The organism is Shewanella sp. GJ50-10 (assembly GCF_055808815.1).
This window is the reverse complement of sequence record NZ_JBVVSS010000001.1, coordinates 1,343,487-1,364,953: the sequence shown is the minus strand read 5'-3', so window position 1 is coordinate 1,364,953 and position 21,467 is coordinate 1,343,487. Positions and strand designations below refer to the sequence as shown.

Annotated in this window: 22 protein-coding genes; 9 read left to right on the top strand and 13 right to left on the bottom strand. The window is 39.9% G+C overall.

The window, feature by feature from the left end:
- Positions 1-3: 3 nt before the first annotated feature.
- The 3 genes from purU to AC0L4E_RS05705 form a co-directional block, all read right to left on the bottom strand.
- The gene (gene purU / locus AC0L4E_RS05715) at positions 4-885 is read right to left on the bottom strand and encodes a formyltetrahydrofolate deformylase (protein ID WP_473678376.1); all 882 of its coding nucleotides are present in this window, start codon (positions 883-885) and stop codon (positions 4-6) included.
- A 257-nt stretch (positions 886-1,142) separates the two neighbouring features.
- Positions 1,143-2,612, bottom strand: coding sequence for a PTS transporter subunit EIIC (locus AC0L4E_RS05710; protein ID WP_473678375.1), 1,470 nt, complete (start codon positions 2,610-2,612; stop codon positions 1,143-1,145).
- On the bottom strand, positions 2,567-3,028 hold the full coding sequence (locus tag AC0L4E_RS05705; RefSeq protein ID WP_473678374.1) for a flavodoxin: 462 nt from the start codon (positions 3,026-3,028) through the stop codon (positions 2,567-2,569). Before AC0L4E_RS05705 ends, AC0L4E_RS05710 begins: the two co-directional genes overlap by 46 nt.
- Positions 3,029-3,185: 157 nt before the next feature.
- Between AC0L4E_RS05705 and AC0L4E_RS05700 the strand changes: the two genes are divergently transcribed.
- Positions 3,186-3,368, top strand: coding sequence for a hypothetical protein (locus AC0L4E_RS05700; protein ID WP_473678373.1), 183 nt, complete (start codon positions 3,186-3,188; stop codon positions 3,366-3,368).
- A gap of 211 nt (positions 3,369-3,579) precedes the next feature.
- On the opposite strand, the gene truC is transcribed toward AC0L4E_RS05700, so the two are convergent.
- A complete protein-coding gene (gene truC / locus AC0L4E_RS05695) occupies positions 3,580-4,458 on the bottom strand; it encodes a tRNA pseudouridine(65) synthase TruC (protein ID WP_473678372.1) in 879 nt (292 codons plus the stop codon).
- Positions 4,459-4,470: 12 nt separating this feature from the next.
- A complete protein-coding gene (locus tag AC0L4E_RS05690) occupies positions 4,471-4,788 on the bottom strand; it encodes a YqcC family protein (protein WP_473678371.1) in 318 nt (105 codons plus the stop codon).
- A gap of 119 nt (positions 4,789-4,907) precedes the next feature.
- On the opposite strand from AC0L4E_RS05690, the gene AC0L4E_RS05685 reads away from it, so the two are divergent.
- Both AC0L4E_RS05685 and AC0L4E_RS05680 read left to right on the top strand, forming a co-directional pair.
- Positions 4,908-5,933, top strand: coding sequence for a DUF3549 family protein (locus tag AC0L4E_RS05685; protein ID WP_473678370.1), 1,026 nt, complete (start codon positions 4,908-4,910; stop codon positions 5,931-5,933).
- Positions 5,930-6,316, top strand: coding sequence for a DUF3301 domain-containing protein (locus AC0L4E_RS05680; RefSeq protein WP_473678369.1), 387 nt, complete (start codon positions 5,930-5,932; stop codon positions 6,314-6,316). Before AC0L4E_RS05685 ends, AC0L4E_RS05680 begins: the two co-directional genes overlap by 4 nt.
- A 1,779-nt stretch (positions 6,317-8,095) precedes the next feature.
- Here the strand turns inward: AC0L4E_RS05680 and AC0L4E_RS05675 are convergent.
- Both AC0L4E_RS05675 and AC0L4E_RS05670 read right to left on the bottom strand, forming a co-directional pair.
- On the bottom strand, positions 8,096-8,419 hold the full coding sequence (locus tag AC0L4E_RS05675) for an Mpo1-like protein (protein WP_473678368.1): 324 nt from the start codon (positions 8,417-8,419) through the stop codon (positions 8,096-8,098).
- Between the two features lie 14 nt (positions 8,420-8,433).
- The gene (locus tag AC0L4E_RS05670; protein WP_220753841.1) at positions 8,434-9,063 is read right to left on the bottom strand and encodes a GNAT family N-acetyltransferase; all 630 of its coding nucleotides are present in this window, start codon (positions 9,061-9,063) and stop codon (positions 8,434-8,436) included.
- A 131-nt stretch (positions 9,064-9,194) separates the two neighbouring features.
- Here AC0L4E_RS05670 and AC0L4E_RS05665 point away from each other — a divergent pair, with 131 nt between their 5' ends.
- The gene (locus AC0L4E_RS05665) at positions 9,195-9,425 is read left to right on the top strand and encodes a DUF2789 domain-containing protein (protein WP_473678367.1); all 231 of its coding nucleotides are present in this window, start codon (positions 9,195-9,197) and stop codon (positions 9,423-9,425) included.
- A gap of 3 nt (positions 9,426-9,428) precedes the next feature.
- On the opposite strand, the gene AC0L4E_RS05660 is transcribed toward AC0L4E_RS05665, so the two are convergent.
- Positions 9,429-9,815: a DUF3192 domain-containing protein gene (locus tag AC0L4E_RS05660; protein ID WP_473678366.1), complete on the bottom strand. Its 387-nt coding sequence runs from the start codon at positions 9,813-9,815 to the stop codon at positions 9,429-9,431.
- A gap of 194 nt (positions 9,816-10,009) precedes the next feature.
- On the opposite strand from AC0L4E_RS05660, the gene AC0L4E_RS05655 reads away from it, so the two are divergent.
- Together AC0L4E_RS05655 and AC0L4E_RS05650 are read left to right on the top strand one after the other, a co-directional pair.
- The gene (locus AC0L4E_RS05655; RefSeq protein ID WP_473678365.1) at positions 10,010-10,345 is read left to right on the top strand and encodes a hypothetical protein; all 336 of its coding nucleotides are present in this window, start codon (positions 10,010-10,012) and stop codon (positions 10,343-10,345) included.
- Between the two features lie 107 nt (positions 10,346-10,452).
- Positions 10,453-11,226, top strand: a complete 774-nt coding sequence (locus AC0L4E_RS05650) for a Zn-ribbon-containing protein (protein ID WP_473678364.1) — start codon at positions 10,453-10,455, stop codon at positions 11,224-11,226.
- A gap of 108 nt (positions 11,227-11,334) precedes the next feature.
- Here the strand turns inward: AC0L4E_RS05650 and syd are convergent, their stop codons facing one another.
- On the bottom strand, positions 11,335-11,985 hold the full coding sequence (syd, locus tag AC0L4E_RS05645; RefSeq protein ID WP_473678363.1) for a SecY-interacting protein: 651 nt from the start codon (positions 11,983-11,985) through the stop codon (positions 11,335-11,337).
- A gap of 59 nt (positions 11,986-12,044) precedes the next feature.
- Here syd and queF point away from each other — a divergent pair, with 59 nt between their 5' ends.
- Entirely contained in the window at positions 12,045-12,899 is an 855-nt protein-coding gene (gene queF, locus AC0L4E_RS05640) for an NADPH-dependent 7-cyano-7-deazaguanine reductase QueF (protein ID WP_473678362.1), read from the top strand.
- Between the two features lie 156 nt (positions 12,900-13,055).
- On the opposite strand, the gene AC0L4E_RS05635 is transcribed toward queF, so the two are convergent.
- Positions 13,056-13,766, bottom strand: a complete 711-nt coding sequence (locus AC0L4E_RS05635) for an HAD family hydrolase (RefSeq protein WP_473678361.1) — start codon at positions 13,764-13,766, stop codon at positions 13,056-13,058.
- 446 nt (positions 13,767-14,212) lie between these two features.
- Between AC0L4E_RS05635 and AC0L4E_RS05630 the strand changes: the two genes are divergently transcribed.
- Positions 14,213-14,926: a pseudouridine synthase gene (locus AC0L4E_RS05630; protein ID WP_473678360.1), complete on the top strand. Its 714-nt coding sequence runs from the start codon at positions 14,213-14,215 to the stop codon at positions 14,924-14,926.
- 85 nt (positions 14,927-15,011) lie between these two features.
- On the opposite strand, the gene AC0L4E_RS05625 is transcribed toward AC0L4E_RS05630, so the two are convergent.
- A complete protein-coding gene (locus AC0L4E_RS05625; protein WP_473678359.1) occupies positions 15,012-16,001 on the bottom strand; it encodes a LysR family transcriptional regulator in 990 nt (329 codons plus the stop codon).
- Between the two features lie 207 nt (positions 16,002-16,208).
- On the opposite strand from AC0L4E_RS05625, the gene AC0L4E_RS05620 reads away from it, so the two are divergent.
- A complete protein-coding gene (locus AC0L4E_RS05620) occupies positions 16,209-18,194 on the top strand; it encodes an alkyl/aryl-sulfatase (protein ID WP_473678358.1) in 1,986 nt (661 codons plus the stop codon).
- Positions 18,195-18,231: 37 nt separating this feature from the next.
- Here the strand turns inward: AC0L4E_RS05620 and AC0L4E_RS05615 are convergent, their stop codons facing one another.
- Complete coding sequence (locus AC0L4E_RS05615) at positions 18,232-19,089, bottom strand: 4'-phosphopantetheinyl transferase family protein (RefSeq protein WP_473678357.1); 858 nt, start codon at positions 19,087-19,089, stop codon at positions 18,232-18,234.
- A 190-nt stretch (positions 19,090-19,279) separates the two neighbouring features.
- On the bottom strand, positions 19,280-21,319 hold the full coding sequence (fusA, locus tag AC0L4E_RS05610; RefSeq protein ID WP_473678356.1) for an elongation factor G: 2,040 nt from the start codon (positions 21,317-21,319) through the stop codon (positions 19,280-19,282).
- Positions 21,320-21,467 lie beyond the last annotated feature (148 nt).

Here is a 21,467-nt window from a genome sequence, read left to right as displayed (position 1 = left end):
ACTTCAGAATACGACCGTCTTATTACCGTAAACCACCACTTGCTCCTCAAGTACCAGTTGCAAAGCTTTACTTAATACGCTCTTTTCAACATCACGGCCATTGTGAGCCATTTCTTCCGCGCTAAAGCTATGATCCACATTAATCACATCTTGTTTGATAATAGGCCCTTCATCTAAACAGTTATTCACAAAATGGGCTGTCGCACCAATAATTTTAACTCCCCTTTCCCACGCTTGACGATAAGGTGAAGCGCCAATAAAAGCCGGTAAAAATGAATGGTGGATGTTGATAATAGTATTAGGGAATTCAGCAACAAACTCTGGCGTTAAAATACGCATAAATTTAGCGAGGACGATATAATCTGGTGAGTATAATTTGATTTTTTCAAGCATCGCTTGTTCATGTTGCTGCCTATCCAAACCTTGATGGCAAACATGATGAAATGGAATATCAAATTTTTCAGTTAACCTTTGTAAGATATCGTAGTTTCCGATGACTGCAGCAATTTCAACATCTAAACCACCGTAATAGGATTTCATCAGGATATCACCTAAACAATGCGCTTCTTTGGTGACCAGTACCACAATCCGCTTTTTACCTGCATCAACCAATTTCATATGGTTCTGCTCTGGTAAAACGTCACGTAAATCAGCTAATAATTCCTCATCATTAATCTTACCCTCCAGCACGGTACGCATAAAAAAGCGGCCTTGCTGATGATCAACAAATTCAGTGTTCTTAATAATATTAAGCTGATGCGCAAAACACACTCCAGTGATCTTAGCGATTAACCCTTGGGCATCTTCACAATCTGTAATTAAGATTTTGCGAGGTATTGATGTTAAATCGGCATCACTTTGTTGACTAACCTGGGTGTTTTTCATAAATAAACTACTCATATCAATAATTAAAAACGCATTTACGAATTCATTAATAACACAGCCGTATAGAAAGTAACTGTTGATAGCATTCTTTTTACGATTACAGTCGATTAAAACGAAATGCTTTAAAGTATTTATAAAATCAGTATGCAAATGATGATGATTCTATAATATTGATGGATAACATTATTCAAATAAGCAGTTTGCTTAAATTAGGAAGGTTAAGTAACTTTAGGAAAGTTAACTAAGGCTAAGTAAGGTTAAATACGAGTATCTAGGTACTTCTGTAACAGTTTTCTGAGACTTTCAGCTTTAGTGCCGAATACCACTTGGACACCCTTGCCTACTTTTATCACCCCTTTTGCTCCTAGTCTCATTAATCTAGGCTTATCTACCAGCTTAGGATCTACCACAGCAATCCTTAACCGAGTTAAACAAGCATTGAGCTCAACGATATTTTCAGGCCCACCTAAAGCACTGATCATCGACCTTAAGCTTTCTTTATTGCCTTCATCATCTGACTCCAAACGGCCAGGCGTTTTTAAATTAAACGCTAAGATGCTCACTCTAAAAATTAGGTAATAGATAAAGGCGGTTAAAGGTCCTAAAAACCAAAACCAACTAGTATTACTTGACTGAGCAAACAGCAGACTAAAATCAATTAATCCATGGGAAAAAACCACACTATGATTCACATCTAATAGAATACAAACCGTATAAGCGAGACCAGTTAAAATTGCATGAATAACAAACAATACCGGCGCTACGAACATAAAAGCAAATTCAATGGGCTCAGTGATACCTGTAAGCCAACTTGTTGCTGCGGCGGATAACATAATACCTGCGACCCGATTTTGTTCTGACTTATCAGCGCAGCGCCAAATCGCCAAAGCTGCTGCAGGTAGTCCCCACATTTTAATTAAATAACCACCCGCTAAATTTCCTGCTAAAGGATCGCCTGCAAGGTACCTTGCTATTTCCCCTCGCACCATTTTACCTTCATGAAAGTATTGACCGACTTCAAGATAAAAAGGCGCGTTCCAAATATGATGTAAACCCAGTGGAATTAAAAAACGCTCAATCGTGCCATAAACCCCAAAGGCTATTGCAGGATCTTGGTATACTGCCCAAAGGGATAATGAATCAATGTAATAGGCGAACGTCGGCCAAATATGAGCAAGTACAAAAGCCAAAGCAATGGCGAATGGAATGATGATCAGCGCCGCACTTCGTTGCCCCTCAAAAAATGACAACATGGCCGGCAATTTTACATCCTGACTTAATCTAACCACAAAACAGGTTAAACCACCGACTAATATGCCGCCCGCTATCCCTGTATCTATGGTTTCAAGTCCCCATATGGGTCGCGAGTTTAAGTCGTAAATAGCCGTGAATGCCCCCAAACTCGAAATGAAGACCCCAAAACCAAACACTGCGACGAATGCCGCTATACCTTGATCTTTACAAAAGCCTATTGCGATAGCTATCGCAAATAATAACGGCATCATGGTAAAAATGAGATTACCCACTGCCGAAAAAACGGTAGCAAGTTCAGGAGGGATAAACGGTAAGGGGTTAAATGATAAGCCGAGCATGACGCCCGCAGCTGGTAAAATCGCAATAGGAATAAGCAGCGCCTGACTAAGGCGCTGGGCAAACTTAAACCATTGCTGGCTAAGCCTTCTTAACTGGCGAGAGATTGAACCGCTGCGTGCCAAGCTGGTATCCATTGTGTCGCTTCAGTTTCAGGTTCCATGGTTTCACATGCATCAATCTCTAACATTTCGATGAGGCTTTGAGCGCCAAGTTCAATAAGTAATTCATCAAACTGTTTAGCTGCACCACAAAACGTTTCGTAACTTGAATCACCGAGACCAATGATACTGTAATGTAATTTAGGTAAGTATGGCGCCACAGATTTAAGTTCAGTAAACCACTGCGCGATATCATCAGGTAAGTCGCCTTGCCCAGTGGTAGATGTGACAATGATCAGTAACTCATCTTCGCTTGGTACATAGCCTGCTAAATCTGTAGGTTGCAGTAAGTTAACTGAATATTCTAATTCGGCAATTTTATCGTTCAGTGTTTCGGCAACAAATTGTGCACTACCATATACCGTACCGAACACTAAATTAACTTTTTCCATGATATACTTCTCTTTAAGTTAACTGACTTCTATAATTCATTGAGCAGTGCTACTGCTTATGAGGTTGATAACTTCACCATACTGTATTCTAATGCTAGGCTGCAAGTATGAAATACAAACAAAAGTAATAACTTACCCAATCGTTAAGGTTACTGTTATGCGTCAGGCCAACAGGCACAGATTGTTTAAACTGCAACATAAATCAGCCCACATTAGACGTAATTTCTATTTTCGTTGTGAACAACAAGATACCAGCGAACCCCTAGCTAAAATTGAAGAGTTTGAAAAACTTAAATCAGTTTTATTAGCACATACCAAAGCAACGCTAAAAGCCAGTTAATTTCTACCGCATTTTATTGCTCGTAAAAGCCGTCGCTAATAGTCGTTGGTAATAGCCATCGGTAAAAGTCATTGATAATAGTCATTGATAATAGCCACTGATAAAAGTATCGTCGGTTTAAGTACTTTTAAACAGCTATTAAAAAAGAGATACCTAAATAGATATCTCTATATTCTTCGTTCCAATTCACACCTTTTACAGCATGACTCAGCTAAGCAATATCTATCGAACCGGCATTATCAAGCTCTTCCTGCCAACCGAATTGTTCAAATATAGTCAGCCACTCTTGTTCTAGTTCAGTCTCAATATGCATTAATTGCTTGGTCACAGGATGAGTAAATCGAATCGACTTTGCTATTAACCACAAACGATTAATCTCAAAATGAGATCGGAAAAACTTATTCTGTTTACCATCACCATGGGTAGTATCGCCAATAATTGGGTGGCGTAAATGCGCCATATGGCGACGAAGTTGATGTTTACGCCCTGTTTGCGGAGATAACTTGATTAAACAGAAACGACTTGAAGGATATCGCCCTGAACTAAACGGAATTTCAGTATTTAACAGCGGAGCATAATCAGTTACTGCATCTTGAGCTGGCTTATCCTTACGTGATTTTTTATCCGCCACATCATCAAGTTCTACTTTAAGCGCATAATCAAGCCTCGCGGCCTCGTGCATATTGCCACGTACTAATGCGAGGTATGTTTTTTCAATTTGATGCTGCTCAAATTGCTGACATAAATCTCGCGCGACTTCACTGCTTTTAGCGAAAACAAGTACACCTGATGTAGGTCTATCTAAGCGGTGAACAGGAAACACATGACAGCCGACTAAATCACGCGTCAGTTGCATTGCAAAAAAACGTTCCTTTCTTGCTAAATAAGAGCGATGAACCAATAATCCGGCAGGTTTATGGATTGCTACGATATGCTCATCTTCAAACAAAATTTCAAGCTCGGGAGCGACTTCATCGCTTTCTTCCACGTCAGTTGAATTAATCTCACTATCAGTACTGTTGGCATCAACATCATTAATATCAAAATATTCATCTTCAGCAAATGGGCTGATATATTTCTCTTCAGTCATTGTATTTACCTTTTACTGACGTGTTAAAAAGTCATCTATCTGAGTTAGCAAAGTCGTTAGTTTTGCAAGGTCTTTATGATTAATCCATGCTTGCTCAACCATTGGCGTTAAAGAAATTTGCGTCGGCAGCGGCAAGCCTTGAGCTATCAACTGACTCATCTTAGGAATGAATATAAATTGCAGCCATTGTTCAAAACGCAGTGAATCACAAGCAAATGGCGCTGTACTAGCTAGAGCTGAATCGCTTGGTGCATTTGCGGACCATAAAGCACTTTGCTTGAGTTGTTGTTCTAACTGATTTAAAAATTGAGCGGTTTGAATATGAGGCATAACGGCAGGTTTTCGCTTAAACGGTTTGAATAATCACTGTTGTTTGTGCGACTAATCATATCATCAGACGGCAGTTAACCCTATAATAGCGGCAAGATTATCGCGATAAATAAGCTCCCATGACACAACTTGAAACCTTAAGCCAATTCCTAGACACCGCTAACACTCAATTTCAGGTTTATGATTTAGGCCGTAGAGTTGAAAACATTGATCCAGTGTTATTCAACCAAATTGAAGCATTGAATACTCCTTATCCTTTTCCAATTCAAGGCCATGCCCAATTTGCCATTGTGTTTTGGCGTGAAGATCAGCCACCATTTATTTGGTTTTTAAAGCTGCCGCTAGATGAGCAAGGTTTACTCTCTCCTGCTCAACGTAGTCAGTTTATTAAAATGATCCTTGAAGCGTTAGGCCGCGATCCGACCAAAGCTTTATCAGATGAAGAACAAGAACGTTATGCAAACCATCCGTTCAGCTTCAAGCCTAGCCAGGAAAAGCTCGCTTTATTTAATGCACTAGTGAAAAAGCAATTAAGTCAGCAAGCATCAGCGCAATATGAATATGCTGCGCAGTACTTTTCAAACCTAAACGAAAGTAATGCCAATAATGACAGTTGGCAACAACTGGGCTTACAAGGTATTGCAGATGTATGTGTTCGCTTAGATAAGTTTGATCATGATAAGCATATCAATACAACAATTTCACTTGCACCTTTAGAAGTCCAAGCAGCAATTTGCCAATGTCTAGAGCATGTTACGATTTCAAAGCCTTTAGCCGAAACCTTATTCGATAAGTTATCAGCCGCTGAAGTTGAACATAAGCATATCTACCTTAGAGCATTGGCTTCTCAGCCTGAATTGACACAAAAAGCGATTAAGCAGTTAGTAAATTATCAGCAACTTGATGAGAACTTATTAATCACTATTGCTGCAAGAAGTTGGACAGCATTAAAAGATGATGCAACCCGCAAACTTTATCTTGAAGTGTTAGCGAACCAACCACAAAACTTCTTTAATCAAGTTTTTGCTGATATCGTAGCTATTCCAAGCTTACGAGATTCACTGCTTCTAGATTTAAGAAGCGCTGATCGTAGTGAAAAACTTTCTTCCGCCATCGGCGGGTTATTTAGGGCAGTTAGCCAATGATGTCAGATTTTATTTTAATCGTCGCCGTTGTGGTTGTTGCAGCGTTTTTTTGGCAGTTACGTCAGATGGCTGAAATCAGTCGTCGCTATGCTGAAAGGTCATGTGCCAACCAAAAAGTACAGTTGCTTGCTATTGCGATGGAGTCAGCGAGACCCAGCATAGGCGGTTCAACAGGCTTGTGCTGGCGTGCAAAATTTATGTTTGAATTCAGCACTGACGGTATGAATCAATATCGCGGTCATATTAATATGCACAGCAAAAAGATAGAGAAGATTAACTGGCCAATTTTTCCAGAGCCTGAATGGATGGATGCACCCATGGCAAAAGGTAAGTTCGGTGGTTGTGGCGGAGCATCAAGTTGCAACTCAGGTAAATGTCGTTAATACCTGCTTATAGGGGTGAGTTTCGACTAGTGAATACTAATACTTAACCGTTAACTTTACTCAGTTGAATTGCCAAGTTAAGCAAACTATTCAACGCCATTAAGAGCATTAATCTTGATGGCGTTTTTTATTGGCTTTGTTTAAAGGGAATTTTATAAATGGGGAATTCAAGCTTATTAACTTTATTTAAGCCAAAAGAAAGACCGCGGCAATAATAAATCGTCGCGGTCTCTTGTACTTTTGTTAAGCCATCCAGCTATTTCTGTGCTCCCTGCACCATCCATGCGTCTAACTTGCTCCGTGCGCTATCCGTATTCGATCCTTGATGTTCCATGTACAATTAAGTACTGTCCCTCTTACTCGATTATCCTTTGACCGAGCCTGCTCAAATCCTTAAGCGTGTCCTTTAATTCATCCTTGGTTTTCTTCCATGACATCCATGATTCAATCTATTGCATCCATTGCAATCACTGTTATCCATAACAGCGCAAATCCATTTTATTGATGTCCAAATTTAAAATCCATTTCACCATAAAGTCATTCATCATTACTGATGCCAGTGTCATCCTTTAACACTGTCGTTATCCTTAACGACCCTTTATCGTCTGCCTAATTAAAGTGTTTATAGTCATCATCCTGATGAGCAACAACAATAACTAAGGTTTATCCTTGGCGAGCCATCACAACAAACTATTGCAATTATCTTTTGTTACAGCCACTCGCTAAAATCCTAATCAGCTGCAGACTAACTTCATCTGCTAAACACATCCTGTGTTTATTTGCTTCCTTGTGACTTATTTTAATCGATATGTGAGTAAATAAATATGCACCAAACACCAACTTAACACCTAAACAACAAACAACCTCAAGGGTAAATAAAATAAATATATATTATACAACAACTTAAAATAGAACAGCCTAAAACACCTCAGTTAAAAGCGCTTAATCTTACAATGCGTGTGAGATATATCTCACACGAACAATAGAAAAGAGAGAAGGTAAGCCTTTTGGGTGATTCACACATTTAACATTTGCATAGCTAAATTGCGCCGTTGAACGTATAAGTATTGATTTGAAATGTGCATAAAAAAGCGCAACCTTATAAATAAGATTGCGCTCATTTTACTCTTTGTTAGCTTTCCTGCTAAATTGTGCTCCCTGCTCCATCCATGCGACTATATGTGCTCCCTGCTCCATTTATCCTTTAGCACTCAATTTCCTTGTATTGCTCATATTGAGCATACTTGAGTTTTCATTCCTTTGAATCAGTCTATCCGTTTGACTGAAAATCTTGCTCCTAGATATACCATCCTGGTATGTGCTTCCTGCAATCCTTCATCATCCTGATGAGGGTCGTCCTTGTTTCAGTTAATCATTAACTGAGCTCATGCCCACTCCTTGAGCGTGTCCTAGCTTCATCCTGAATTGGGTGTTATTTATCCTTAATTTCAAGATAAATATCATTATCCACTTTAAGCAATAATATTCACTTTAACTGCATTTAGTTAATTAGCTCGTTAAATAACTAAATTGTGGTTACTTCCTGTAACTCACAAAATTATTTAACTGATTGCTTAATGAATTCATTGTAATAAAAAGGCGGGAGCGAAATGAGTCAAAAACTTGATGAAACAAATAGTTCACAAACAGACTATCAGAAATTTAATCGTAAACCCCTGTTTAAAATGAATTAAATTAACTTTAAAGAGAAATAAGACAATCCACAACACACGAAAACCTACACCATTGTGAGATAAGTCTTACAAGCAGAAGTAACAGTTAGCTTGACGAAGAGCCCAAGTTAAGTCGTTTTTTTAACATTTGTGCAAACATCACCCAATCCGCCAGTAAGCTATATAATGGGTACTCAAAAGTTGCAGGCCTATTTTTTTCAAAGACAAAGTGACCCACCCATGCAAAACCATACCCAATAATGGGCAATAACAATAATTGCCACCATTGCTGATTAATAAGCGTGAAGATGATTAACCCAATGATTAAGGCACTACCGACATAGTGCAACCTTCTACAAGTCGGATCTTGATGCTGAGATAAATAGAAAGGATAAAATGATTTGAAATCTTGATATTTGTTGTCACTCATTGCCTTATCTCGCTTTATTTACTTGGATAAATTAAAATTTCACCATCAACACTGCCAATTGCCAGTTCAGATAAATGATTGAAACCTTCTCGAGTAAATAATTCGGCATGTTTTGCATTATTAACAAAAACGCCAATACCGTCTAATTCCGGCTGCTCATCACACCAACTTAATACCGCTTGTATTAACTTAGAGCCATTACCTTTACTCTGTTCTATCGGGGATAAAGCAATAAACTGCAAAATACCGTATTGCTTACTCGGCAAGCTTTCTAAAATGCTATGCTCTTTTTTAATTAACGCCTGAGTCGAGTTCCAACCGGTACCCAACACCATTTTTAAACGCCAGTGCCAATATCGGCTTTCACCTAATGGCACTTGATGAGTGATCACACAGGCGACTCCAATCAACCTTTCGTCATCAAACCAACCAATCAATGGCTGTTCTTGTTGCCAAAGCTCAGTTAATTCTTCACGAATTGCCGCTCGCAGCTTTTGCTCATAACTCGCTTGATTGGTTGTTGCTAAAGCTTCAATAAAGAAAGGGTCATCATGGTAGGCGTTATAAATTATCGATGCTGCAACGCGTAAATCTTCTGCGGTTAAATAAACAGCTTTATGCTTTTCTAACGTGTTCTGTTCCATGTTTACACTCTTTACTAAGCCAAGTTAATAGTTACAACTTAACAAGTTTGAAACATATTGCAATTTTAACTCTGTCACCTACGCTTAAACTTGGCTTAGCAACCAAATTCAACTTTAAATTGGTGAACAATATGGACACGACCTCTGCGACGCTTTCTCATTTATTTGAACAGCTTGGACTGGATTCATCACAATCTGCAATAAGACAATTTCTATCGCAACATACTATTACTGGCAATACTAAAATAATCGATGCTGATTTTTGGAATCATGCTCAAAAAGCTTTTTTAGAAGAGAGTTTGGCTGAAGACGCCCAGTGGTCAGAGTTAATCGACCAACTGGACGTACTTTTACGTCAGTAAAGATTAAATCTTTTGGTATGCAGTATCGCCCCAACCGACTAATTTATTGTCACTGATGACCACTGGGGTACATTCATCTTTAGTGGTCTTGCCGTCGCCTTTACTCCACTGAGTACGATAAAAGAGTACGTTAACTTCTTTTTTCGGGCTTTCAGCGTCAGCTTGAGTAACGTACGCCTCACTAAAATCAGCAGTTCCCATCAATATAGTGACTTGGTCTCGCGCCATACCCATAGTGAGTTTTGATAAATTGGCTCTGTTAGTTTGTTGCTGTGTTTCCCAATAAGAATCACTGTGCTTACCTTCACTACCACCGACATGAAATACACAACCACTTAATGAAAGGCTAGTTGCAGCCATTAAAAATGCTAAACCCAATTTTGATTTCATGATACTTCCTTATTATTAAAATGATTCTCACGTAATTTCTACTCAAACTGTTTTTGAGATACGTTATAATGTTGTCATAGATTAATAAGCTAAAAGTGTGCCAATTTTTACACCTTTGATTTTATTAATATTTATTAATAAACAATAACTAATTGAGTATTTTCACTAATCAATAATGAGGATTTTCACCAATTATGAGCCCAATCGAACAAGTCCTCGCAGCGGCTAAAACCATTGCTATGAATGGTCACACGCCTACAATGGCATTAGTTAAAGGCAAGCTAGGCGGCAAAGTCCCAATGCCTTTGCTTATCCAAGGGTTACAACAATTTAAAGCCATTCCGAAAGACCAATGGCAAACTCTGCCTGACTTAGGTGATGCACTTGAATCAAATAAGTCTGCAGCCGACACAGATACACAGGTCATAGAACAAAAGCTACTGACTCAAATGCAGCAAATGAAAACCGAGTTTGAAAGCAAAATCTCGTTATTGGAAGAGCGCATTGCCCAACTTGAAAACAAAGCGTAAATAAATGAATAACTATCGTTAGCGCTATTAATCATTGCCATAATTAACCACTGCCTAATAACGCTGACGCATCGCGCTTATAACCCCAAAAGTTAAACGGAAACCCCATGTTTGTCACAGAGCTAAGATTTGAATGTTTTGCGGATACCACCATCACCGCAGCCGAAAAAGCCATTAACCACTATCTCGAATCTTTACGAGCAAACGGTCAAATATTGGGAAGAGAGTTTGCTGTCGCCTTTAACGAAGGTGAGTTTAAAGTGCGGTTATTAATGCCGGAAAAAACCAGCTTATCGAGCCGCCATAACAGCCCATGGACGAAACAAGCTTTACTGCAATTGACTGAAGCTAAGTTACTTGCACCACGTGAGAAGTACATTGGCCAAGACATTAATTCAGAACAAAGTAATGAAGAAGCACCAAGTTGGCAGGTGCTTTATACCAGCTTCGTACATATGTGCTCGCCATTAAGAAGTGGCGATAACTTACTCCCTATCCCACTGTATCAAATCCCAGCTACATTTAATGGCGACCATAAGCGAGTTATCCGTTGGCAAACCGAGTGGCAAGCCTGTGATGAACTGCAAATGGCCGCAGCAACACAAGCTGAGTTTGCAGCACTAAACGAGATAACCAGCCATAAAAGTGACTTATTCAGACGTGGTTGGGATATTCGCGGCAGAGTGGAGTTTATTACTAAAATTCCAACCTACTATTATCTTTACCGAGTCGGCGGTGAAAGTCTTGCGAGTGAAAAAGAACGCGCTTGCCCGCGTTGCGGCTCAAAGGAATGGCGTTTAGATGACCCACTATTAGATATGTTTCATTTTAGATGTGAGCCTTGCAGAATCGTATCCAACATCTCGTGGGATCATCAGTAACAGTTCTGTGGTTTCATAATAGGTTTACTTGTTATTGCCATTAGAATAAACATTAAAAAGCCAGACCTGATAAACAAGGGCTGGCTTTTATTAGATTCAAACGTAGGACTACTTTTTACCTTTCACTAAATCATTCCACATCATTTTCATCCGCTGCCAAATTCCTGGATGAGCAACATAATTATCTTCAACCACGGGCTCGACTGGCGGCATAACTCGCGGCGCTAATGCATCAATGAATTCAGCTAAACTGTCAGCAAGTTTTTCTTTTGGCCTATCACCAGGGATTTCAATCCACACGCTGCCATCTTCATTATCAACGGTAAGCATTTGATCGCCATCACCAAGAACGCCAACAAACCAGGTTGGCTCTTGCTTAAGCTTTTTCTTCATCATCAGATGGCCAATCACATTTTGTTGTAAAGATTCAAAGTCCTGCTGATTCCAAACTTGCAGTAACTCACCCTCTCCCCATGAAGAATCAAAATACAAAGGCGCTGAAAAAAACTCGCCATAAAAAGCATTAATGTCTTGATGAAGTTTAATCTCTAACGCATGTTCTACATTACTGAAGTCTGAGTTAGTTTTACGTTTAACTGTACGCCAAAAAACAGCATCATCCGATTCAAGATCATACTTACCTTCAATACAGGCGGATCCTTGCCCAAGTGGGAAATAACGGGGTAACTCGCCTAATACATCCTCATAAGCTTTGATATAACGGCTAGAAAAATGATCCAATGAAGTTGAACAAGACACTTAAGATGCTCCAATTTTGGGTTATAATATAAGTCTATTTTGACACGGAAACAGACTAGATGACACACAATCACGATCCCTATAGTGATGCAGATGCACTTAAAGGCCTGACTTTAGGTCAAACGACGCAATATCAAGCAGAATATGATGCTTCACTGCTACAAGGGGTTCCTCGTAAACTTAATCGCGATGCAATTGCATTAACTGTTACCTTGCCTTTTCAAGGTGCGGATATCTGGACAGGCTATGAACTGTCTTGGCTTAATGCCAAAGGCAAACCAATGGTCGCGATTATCGAAGTTTACCTTGCAATCGAAAGTGATAATTTAATCGAATCTAAATCGTTTAAACTTTACCTCAACAGCTTTAACCAAACGCGATTTGACAGTGTAGAGCAGGTACAACAAACCTTAACGACTGACTTAAGCCATTGCGCTAATGGTGATGTGACGGTCAAAGTGATTGAGCCAAAGCATTTTAACACCCAGCGCATTGTTGAATTGCCAGGTAACTGCATTGATGAACTTGATATTGAAATTGATGACTACCAATTCAACCCTGATTATCTTCAAGATAGTACTGAAGATAAAAATGTCGTCGAAACCCTAACGTCAAATTTACTCAAATCAAATTGTCTGATCACATCTCAGCCTGATTGGGGAAGCGTAATGATCCGTTATCAAGGGCCAAAGATTGATCATGAAAAACTACTGCGTTATTTGATTTCTTTCCGTCAGCATAACGAGTTCCATGAGCAATGTGTTGAACGTATTTTCACTGACTTAAAGCGTTACTGTAATTGTACTAAACTGACGGTTTATGCCCGTTATACTCGTCGTGGCGGCTTGGATATTAATCCATTTAGAAGCGACTTTGAGCAACCTCCAGAGACGCACCGCTTGGCTAGGCAATAACACTAAAACGATTAAAACTGCTCATATAACGCAGCAGATATTAGTCCAGTAAGAGCTAGAAACAATAAAGCCTGCAATCGCAGGCTTTATTCATTCTTGAACACTAATTTCGGCACTAACAAATAAGCACTAACGATTAAGAGTTAGCCTACATTGTTAAGCATATTTGCCGATAATCGACATTAAATCTTCAACATTTCTGGCAATATAATCAGGCTTAACGCTCCAACTTTCAGGCTCAGATTGACTGTAAGCTGCAGCTACAGAAATGACTTTTGCATTGCTTCCAAGCGCTACCTGTAAGTTACGCGCAAACTTAGCATCTGCTTCGTGATCGCCAATATACATCAGTAACTCACTGTCTGTATGTCCTAATATTGATTCAACACACTTAACGCCGCCAAAAGGGTGTGGCTTTTGATTACCGCTAGACACATCATCATAGCCAACAATCGCCTTAAACGGAGCGCCAATGTCATTATTGTTTAGTACGCGACGAATATTTTTCTGCGAGTTTTGTGAACATATGCCGTGATGATAATGAGAAAACTCCTGCACGACATCCTTGATACCATCAAATAACATCACCTCAGTTTCATTCTTCTCTTGATACTCTGCCCACATGCTACCCGCTTGGAGCATTTCCTTCTCTGTTAATCCATAATAATCAACATAGAGTTGCTGCCAATTTTTAGCGCCATGATTCGCTTCATGGTAAAGCGTTTCAGTTAATAAATACTGAGGTAAATTATCACCAGTTAAATGAGGTGCTACGATAGATAAAATAGCTTTGGTAATATCAATATTTTTCGGCACTGAATTAACTAAGGTTCCGTCATAATCCCAAAGTATTGCATCTAATTTCATTGTATCTCTCACTGATTAATAAACTTAATAAAATAACGATTCTTACTTATATCAGATGTTAACGACAAAACAATGCAGACTGGCAATTGTCATTTTAACGCGTCGATAGCTAAAATATGATAAATAAGTGCTCGATAAAATAAGCGGCGTAGGTGTAAAAAACAACTATTATCCTTGTAGCCGCATGAACTTGTAAAATACTCACCGCAAGAGTTACCACTATGAATCAATAAAGTTAATATTGAGGTTAAAATCTAGGCAATCCCAGTTTGACCTTTATATCAGGTGACTTTTTGTCAGATGACTTTTATATCAGATAACTTTTATATCAGATAACTTCTATACCAAGTGATTATTTAAATCGCCAAAGTTATTAGCTGTGCATCTATCACTTTGTATCCGTATAATACTGTATCAATCAGGTTTAAGATTAAGAGCCACCGTTAATGCCAAGCACCAACCAAGCCTGTCTAACAGATTTAGAACAAGATGCGACTCAAAATGCAGCCTCACATCCCCAAGAGACTGCCCAAGAAGCTATCCAAGAATCTGTCCATTCAAGTCAGCAAGACCTTCAACAAGCTCATCAACACTTTAAAATATTTAAACCCTTTGGTTTTTTGAGTCAGTTTGTGCCAGAAACACGTAAGAAAAAACGTCTGCTGGCAGAACTCTATAATTTTCCAGATAAAACCATGGCGATTGGTCGCCTAGATCATGACTCAGAGGGGCTACTGTTACTCACAACAGATGGCATGATGAGCCATAAGGTGAGAAGTAAAGGCATCGAAAAAGAGTATTATGTGCAAGTTGATGGCGATATCGATGACAAGGCGGTGTCACTACTACAAAACGGAGTTGAGATTGGCATTAATGGTACCAAATATCTCACTCTGCCCTGTAAAGCATTCAAGTTAAACGCAGAGCCAATGCTTCCCTCACGCGGTAAAAAAATTCGCGATCCAAGGCATGGTCCAACGAGTTGGGTGTCAATTACCTTATGTGAAGGAAAGAATCGCCAGATTAGAAAAATGACCGCCGCAGTGGAGTTTGCCACATTAAGGCTTGTAAGAGTTAGAATTGGCAATATTCATATTGATGATATGCAATCAGGCGATGTTATCAGCTTAAGCAATTTTGATGCTGCGCTTAAAGGTTAGAGATTAGGGATTAGGGATTAGGGATTAATCCAACGGGGCAAGTTTAATCACTGGTCATTATACAAGCCTCTCACTTCCTAACTACTTACAGTTCGCTGCTAGCATCTGCCATATACACCTTTTTCAATGCCGTCTCAATTAACTCCCTAAGCCAGATTGTCGCTGGGTCTTGCTGATTGCGAGTTGGCCAAATACTGTAAATAGAAATCAACTGACTTTCGAATGGTAAATCCATCAAGGTTAAACGAAAGGTTGCTTGGTAACTTTTGGCGTAGGTATAAGGCGCAATACAAATTGCATCGGACTTACTCACCCCAGATAACATGGTGAGGAGCGAAGATTTCTCGCCATACATGTGTCGCTCAGGTAAATGATCAGTTGAAATGATTTCTGCAACCCGCTGGTTGTGTCGATGTAAGCGATAGAATAAATGTTTCGCAGCAAAATAAGAGGCTTCGTCTATACCATGCTTAAATTGTGGGTGGTTAGCCCTTGCTACACAAACCAACTTTTCAGTGGCGATTTGTAGACTCGAAAAAGCAGCCTCAGATGGCCGAACAATGTCTAAAGCCAAATCAATCTGCTGTTTTTTCAACGCTTGATACAAGTTCTCTTGTTCAATAATTGCCTCAGTAAAAATGATTTCAACTCCTTTATCAGCCACAGCTTTTTCTATGTCCGCTTCTATTAAATCAATTATCGACTCATTCGCGCTCACATGAAAAACTCTCTTCGACTTTGAAGGATCAAACACTTTAACGCTATTAATACACTGCTCTATATCAATTAATGAAGGGCTCAATGTTTGATGTAAATGCTGACCTATAGACGTTAATGCAATTCCTCTTCCTTGCCTAACAAAAACCTCTGCACCTACCAGAGTTTTAAAACGATTAATGGCATTGCTCACAGAAGATTGGGTTAAACAAAGATGCTCCGCCGCAAGCGTAATGGATTGATAGTCGCATACACAGCAGAACACCCTGACAAGATTAAGATCTAATTTATGTCGAGCTTGTTGCCCTTCCTCTAACGCTAGAGGTTCCTTTTGCAATTGCTCTGATAATGGTTTCAAGTGCATTCCCTTAAACTGATACTCAAACAATGTAATACTTAATCGAAATAGTGCTTTATCGAAGTAGTGCTTTATCAAAGTGATATTCAACCAATACATTCATACAGTAAATGTAATAACACTTCTTAGCTATAGTTATCTTTATAAGTATTGTTGTTAACCTAGATTTAACAACAATACTTATAAAGATAACGACTCGAGGCTTACATGAGAAAAACATTACTTGGTTTAGCGATTACCTTAACGTTTACCACCCAAGCTTTTGCGGCTCAACATGAACATGACCACATCACAGTTGATTACCATGGTAAGCCCGCAACCCCTATTACAGCAGCGCATAATAAGTCAGTAGCAAAAACCTTAAATTTTGATGATAAAGCGGCTTTTGAGCGATTTAGTAAAAACAAAATCGCATCATTTGATGAAGCCACCGCTAAAATATTAAGAGCAGAATTTAGCTTTATCAGTGAAGAGTTACCCGACTCAGTTAATCCATCTTTATATCGCCAAGCACAGCTTAATATGGTGCCTAATGGACTATATAAAGTCACCGACGGTATTTACCAAATTCGCGGTACTGACTTATCTAACCTAACCCTTATTCGTGGTAAAACAGGTTGGATTGCATACGACGTGCTACTAACTAAAGAAGCGGTGCAGCAATCATTAAAGTTTGCCTTTGCCAATTTACCTGAAGGTAACGACTTACCCATTGTCGCTATGATTTACTCTCATAGTCATGCAGATCATTTTGGTGGAGCACGAGGCGTGCAAGCGCTTTTTCCTGATGTGAAAGTATACGGTTCTAACAATATCACTTCTGAAATTGTCGACGAGAACGTCTTGGCGGGCAATGTAATGAGTCGCCGTGCAGCCTATCAATATGGTGTTTCTCTTGGCAAACATGATCATGGCATTGTCGATGCTGCACTAGCTAAAGGTTTATCAAAAGGTGAAATCACCTACGTAAAACCTGATTACGAACTCAACCATAAAGGTAAATGGGAGACATTAACCATTGATGGCCTTGAAATGGTATTTATGGATGCCTCTGGTACAGAAGCGGCCAGTGAGATGATCACTTATATCCCCTCAATGAAGGCATTATGGTCGGGTGAATTGACCTATGACGGTATGCACAATGTCTATACTTTAAGGGGCGCTAAAGTGCGTGATTCTTTGAAATGGTCTAAAGACATTAACGAGATGATCAACGCCTTCGGTGAAGAGGTAAACGTGTTATTTGCTTCACATTCAGCGCCTGTTTGGGGCAATGAACAAATTAACCATTACCTGCGTATGCAACGTGATAATTATGGCCTAGTCCATAATCAGTCGCTACGTTTAGCCAATCAAGGCGTGGTTATTCAGGATATCGGTGACGCTATCATAGAGACTATTCCACAAAACGTTAAAGATGAGTGGTACACCAATGGTTATCACGGTACATATAGCCACAACGCAAAAGCGGTTTACAACATGTACTTGGGTTATTTTGATATGAACCCAGCTAATTTAAATCCATTAACGACCAAAGCAGAAGCCACAAAGTTTGTTGAGTATATGGGCGGCGCTGACAATGTGCTGCAAAAATCAAAACAAGACTTTAACCAAGGCGAATATCGCTTTGTCGCCACTGCGCTTAACAAAGTGGTCATGGCGGAGCCACAACACGCTGAAGCTAGGGAATTACTGGCTGACACCTATGAACAAATGGGGTATCAGGCCGAAGGTGCGGGTTGGCGTAATATTTATTTAACTGGTGCTCAAGAACTGCGAATGGGGATCAAGCCTGGCGCCCCAAAATCAGCATCAGCAGATGTTATCAGCGAAATGGATATGTCGACCTTATTTGATTTCCTTGCGGTTAAAGTTGACAGTATCAAAGCTGCTGAACTTGGTAATATCACTTTAAATGTAGTGACTCAAAACGGTAATCAAATAGACACTTTATTTGTTGAATTGAGTAACGGTAATTTAAGTAATATTACTGTTGATGCACCGAAAAAAGCCGATGCTACTCTTAGGATTAATAAAGCTGATGTTGTCGGTATTTTGTTGGGTAAAACCAACATGAAAACCTTGATAGAAAAAGGTACTGCCAATATGGAAGGCGATAAACAAGCCTTCGCGAAAATAGCATCAACACTGGTACAATTTAAACCTGACTTTGAAATCGTCCCTCTGAAATAATTCCACTGAAATAATTCCACTGAAAAAGTTATAGCGATCAGTTGGTTTGTACCAGTTCAGACCAACTGATTTTTTGTGCATGTAGGATAAATTCTGATTTTATTTTGTGTGAGCGACACTGTGCTTCACCAACACTAACTGCAAATCGGTATGATTCATTAAGTTGGCCTAAATAGCACTGCCATTGCGGCGCGGTTTCAAAACTCACTTCATCAGCATCAGACTTATCAGAGGCAAGCAGACTTAACGGGATATCCTGCTGAATTGTTATTGTCTCATCACCAACTAACAGCTCTTTATAACTTGGCAAAGATAAATCAAAAGCGAACGACTTAAGCGATAACGCAAGCCCTAAACCTTTGGCTTTTATATAAGACTCTTTAAGTGCCCATAAATCAAAAAATCGTTCTCTATGCTTATCTTCTGGCAATGCCAGTAATGCGCTTTCTTCAGGCTGCGAAAAGTAATGATTCAAAATAGAATGAATATTCGTGCTTTCACGGCGACGCTCAACATCCACTCCGAGCTCAAACTCTGTTTGTTGTTCAGCCGTACCATTGGTTTTTACGACTCCAATTAACAGCCAGTCCCCGCTATGACTGAGGTTAAAGTGCAACCCTGTCTGTGAAAACTGATCGGCTGATAGCCTAGGCTTACCTTTTTCACCGTATTCAAACTGCCACTGCTGCGGCTCAATATCTGCAAAACTAGATAACACTGCGCGCAAGTAACCTCGTACCATCAACCCTTGTTCTCGAGCAGGTTGCTGAATAAAACGATCCACTTTTTTGATTTCATTTTCTGGCAGCCATGAACGCACAGTCGATGCACTGAGTTCATCTAATAAATCAATGTTCAGAGGACAGAAAAATAATTGAATGGTTGAAGGCTTCAAACTCGGCTCACACTAAAATAGCAATGGAGTATTGTCGCTTGTTTTAGGTGACAAATTCAATAAACAAGTTAATTGAGTAAAACTATTTGGGTTGACGACTTAAAAAGGGTTGACGAGTTAAAAAGGGCTGAGTTAGTAAACTGAGCTAAACCAACCCTTTATTTTAAGGATGTACCACTTAATTCATAACTTAATCAGCCAACTCCTTAACAGCTTTTTTCGGTAATACATCGTATCGGCTAAAGTGCATTGAAAATTGACCTTCGCCACCAGTCATTGACTTAAGCCGAGTAGAGTAATTACTTACGTTTGCTAAAGGCGCTTCAACACTAACTTCAACGCCGCCCTTGCTATTGGCTTGCGTTCCGCAAACAATGCCTCGCGATGAGCTAATATCACCTGTGATTTCACCCACATGGCTTTGAGCAACATGTATTTGCATATCAACAATCGGCTCTAAAATCACCGGCTGGGCTAATTTCACCGCTTCCATAAAGGCTTTCTTTCCTGCCATAACAAAAGCAATTTCTTTCGAGTCGACACTGTGGTGTTTGCCATCAAGCACAGTCACTTTGACATCTTGAAGCGGGTATCCGCCTAATTCGCCCACTAGCATGGCTTCGCGCACGCCCTTTTCAACTGCGGGAATGTATTGGCTCGGAACTGAACCACCCACGACTTTAGATACAAACTCAAACCCTTGGCCGCGTGCTAATGGTTCAACTTTTAATTCAACCTCACCAAATTGACCAGAACCGCCAGACTGTTTTTTGTGGCGATAGCGATATTCTGCCTCAGCCATAATGGTTTCACGATAAGCCACTGCTGGCGTATCGGTTTCCATATCAACATTAAATAGGTTTTGTGCTTTTTCTAAAGCGATTTGCAGATGCAAATCTCCTTGGCCTTGCAGTACCGTTTGCCCTTCTGCTTCATTGCGGCTGATGTGTAAACTAGGATCTTCAGCCACTAGCTTATTCAATACTTCTGAAATTTTTTGCTCATCACCGCGGCGCTTAGCCGATACGGCTAAACCAAATATGGGCTGTGGGAATTTAAGCTCAGGCAAGTGAAACTCATCTTCGTCGTGACTATCGTGCAACACTGCGCCAACTGATAGTTCTTCAAGTTTGGCGATAGCACAAATATCCCCCGGCAAAGCTTGATTGACATTAATTTGTTTATCACCTTGAAGCTTCATTAAATGTGAGACTTTGAAGGGCTTACGGCCACTACCAATAAACAACTTCATCCCAACGGTAATCTTTCCTTGGTATAAACGAAAAACGCCCATTCGGCCGAAGAAAGGATCTATAGCAACTCTAAATACATGGGCTAATACATGGTCTGTGGCTTTTTGAGTCACGTCGATGGGCTTCGCATCCTCACCGAAACCTTTAATAAATTGTGGTGGATTTGCTTCAAGCGGGCTAGGCATTAGCTTTATCAGCATTTCTAACAAAGAGCTAATACCGATATCTTGTTCTGCACTGGTAAAACACACTGGCACCAAGTGTCCCATTCTTAGTGCTGTTTCTAATGGTGCATGTAATTGCTCTGGCGTCAGTGACTCACCTTGTTCTAAATAAAGCTCCATTAAGGCTTCATCTTCTTCAAGCACTGTATCAACCAGCTCGTCTCGTGCTGTAGCGGCGTCACTAAACAAAGTATTGAAGGTTTCGTCACAATGTAAGTAGCAGTCAACCACATCATCGACCAGACCATCAGCGGTGACATTGGGCAGATTTACCGGCAAGCAGCGGTGGCCAAACTGATGTTGAATATCCATCATCACATCAGACACTTTGGCTTCATTACCATCCATGTGATTAATCGCAATGATTATAGCTTTACCCTGACTACGGGCGGCCTCAAAGGCGCGTTTAGTGACAGATTCAATACCGACACTTGCATTAACCACCAGCAATACTGATTCAACACCTGGTAGCGGTAATAGTGCACGACCAAAAAAGTCAGGTAATCCGGGAGTATCGATGAAGTTGATGTGGTGGGATTGGTAATCTAGGTTTAAAAATGAAGGTTCTAAACTGTGTCGGTGAGATTTTTCTTGGGCAGTGAAATCAGCGTGATTTGTGCCCTTATCGACCCTGCCTTTAGCGCTAATAGCATTGGCACTAAACAGTAACGCCTCTAGTAACGAGGACTTACCTGCGCCTGTGTGTCCGAGCACTGCCAAATTGCGGATTTGCTCAGTGGTAAACTCAGCCATGATGGCCTCCTTTGTTCACATTATTAAACTTTCCATATCTTTGTCTTACTATGTTTACAGTTGTAGATAAAACACCCATAAATTCAGTATAGATCGGTAACAATGTTGAATAATTGACTCAGATCACTCTTTACACCCGCAACGTTTT

Coding starts and splice junctions, on each gene's coding strand:
- purU (WP_473678376.1), bottom strand. CDS start 885: ATGAAAAACACCCAGGTTAGTCAACAAAGTGATGCCGATTTAACATCA.
- AC0L4E_RS05710 (WP_473678375.1), bottom strand. CDS start 2,612: ATGGATACCAGCTTGGCACGCAGCGGTTCAATCTCTCGCCAGTTAAGA.
- AC0L4E_RS05705 (WP_473678374.1), bottom strand. CDS start 3,028: ATGGAAAAAGTTAATTTAGTGTTCGGTACGGTATATGGTAGTGCACAA.
- AC0L4E_RS05700 (WP_473678373.1), top strand. CDS start 3,186: ATGCGTCAGGCCAACAGGCACAGATTGTTTAAACTGCAACATAAATCA.
- truC (WP_473678372.1), bottom strand. CDS start 4,458: ATGACTGAAGAGAAATATATCAGCCCATTTGCTGAAGATGAATATTTT.
- AC0L4E_RS05690 (WP_473678371.1), bottom strand. CDS start 4,788: ATGCCTCATATTCAAACCGCTCAATTTTTAAATCAGTTAGAACAACAA.
- AC0L4E_RS05685 (WP_473678370.1), top strand. CDS start 4,908: ATGACACAACTTGAAACCTTAAGCCAATTCCTAGACACCGCTAACACT.
- AC0L4E_RS05680 (WP_473678369.1), top strand. CDS start 5,930: ATGATGTCAGATTTTATTTTAATCGTCGCCGTTGTGGTTGTTGCAGCG.
- AC0L4E_RS05675 (WP_473678368.1), bottom strand. CDS start 8,419: ATGAGTGACAACAAATATCAAGATTTCAAATCATTTTATCCTTTCTAT.
- AC0L4E_RS05670 (WP_220753841.1), bottom strand. CDS start 9,063: ATGGAACAGAACACGTTAGAAAAGCATAAAGCTGTTTATTTAACCGCA.
- AC0L4E_RS05665 (WP_473678367.1), top strand. CDS start 9,195: ATGGACACGACCTCTGCGACGCTTTCTCATTTATTTGAACAGCTTGGA.
- AC0L4E_RS05660 (WP_473678366.1), bottom strand. CDS start 9,815: ATGAAATCAAAATTGGGTTTAGCATTTTTAATGGCTGCAACTAGCCTT.
- AC0L4E_RS05655 (WP_473678365.1), top strand. CDS start 10,010: ATGAGCCCAATCGAACAAGTCCTCGCAGCGGCTAAAACCATTGCTATG.
- AC0L4E_RS05650 (WP_473678364.1), top strand. CDS start 10,453: ATGTTTGTCACAGAGCTAAGATTTGAATGTTTTGCGGATACCACCATC.
- queF (WP_473678362.1), top strand. CDS start 12,045: ATGACACACAATCACGATCCCTATAGTGATGCAGATGCACTTAAAGGC.
- AC0L4E_RS05635 (WP_473678361.1), bottom strand. CDS start 13,766: ATGAAATTAGATGCAATACTTTGGGATTATGACGGAACCTTAGTTAAT.
- AC0L4E_RS05630 (WP_473678360.1), top strand. CDS start 14,213: ATGCCAAGCACCAACCAAGCCTGTCTAACAGATTTAGAACAAGATGCG.
- AC0L4E_RS05620 (WP_473678358.1), top strand. CDS start 16,209: ATGAGAAAAACATTACTTGGTTTAGCGATTACCTTAACGTTTACCACC.
- fusA (WP_473678356.1), bottom strand. CDS start 21,319: ATGGCTGAGTTTACCACTGAGCAAATCCGCAATTTGGCAGTGCTCGGA.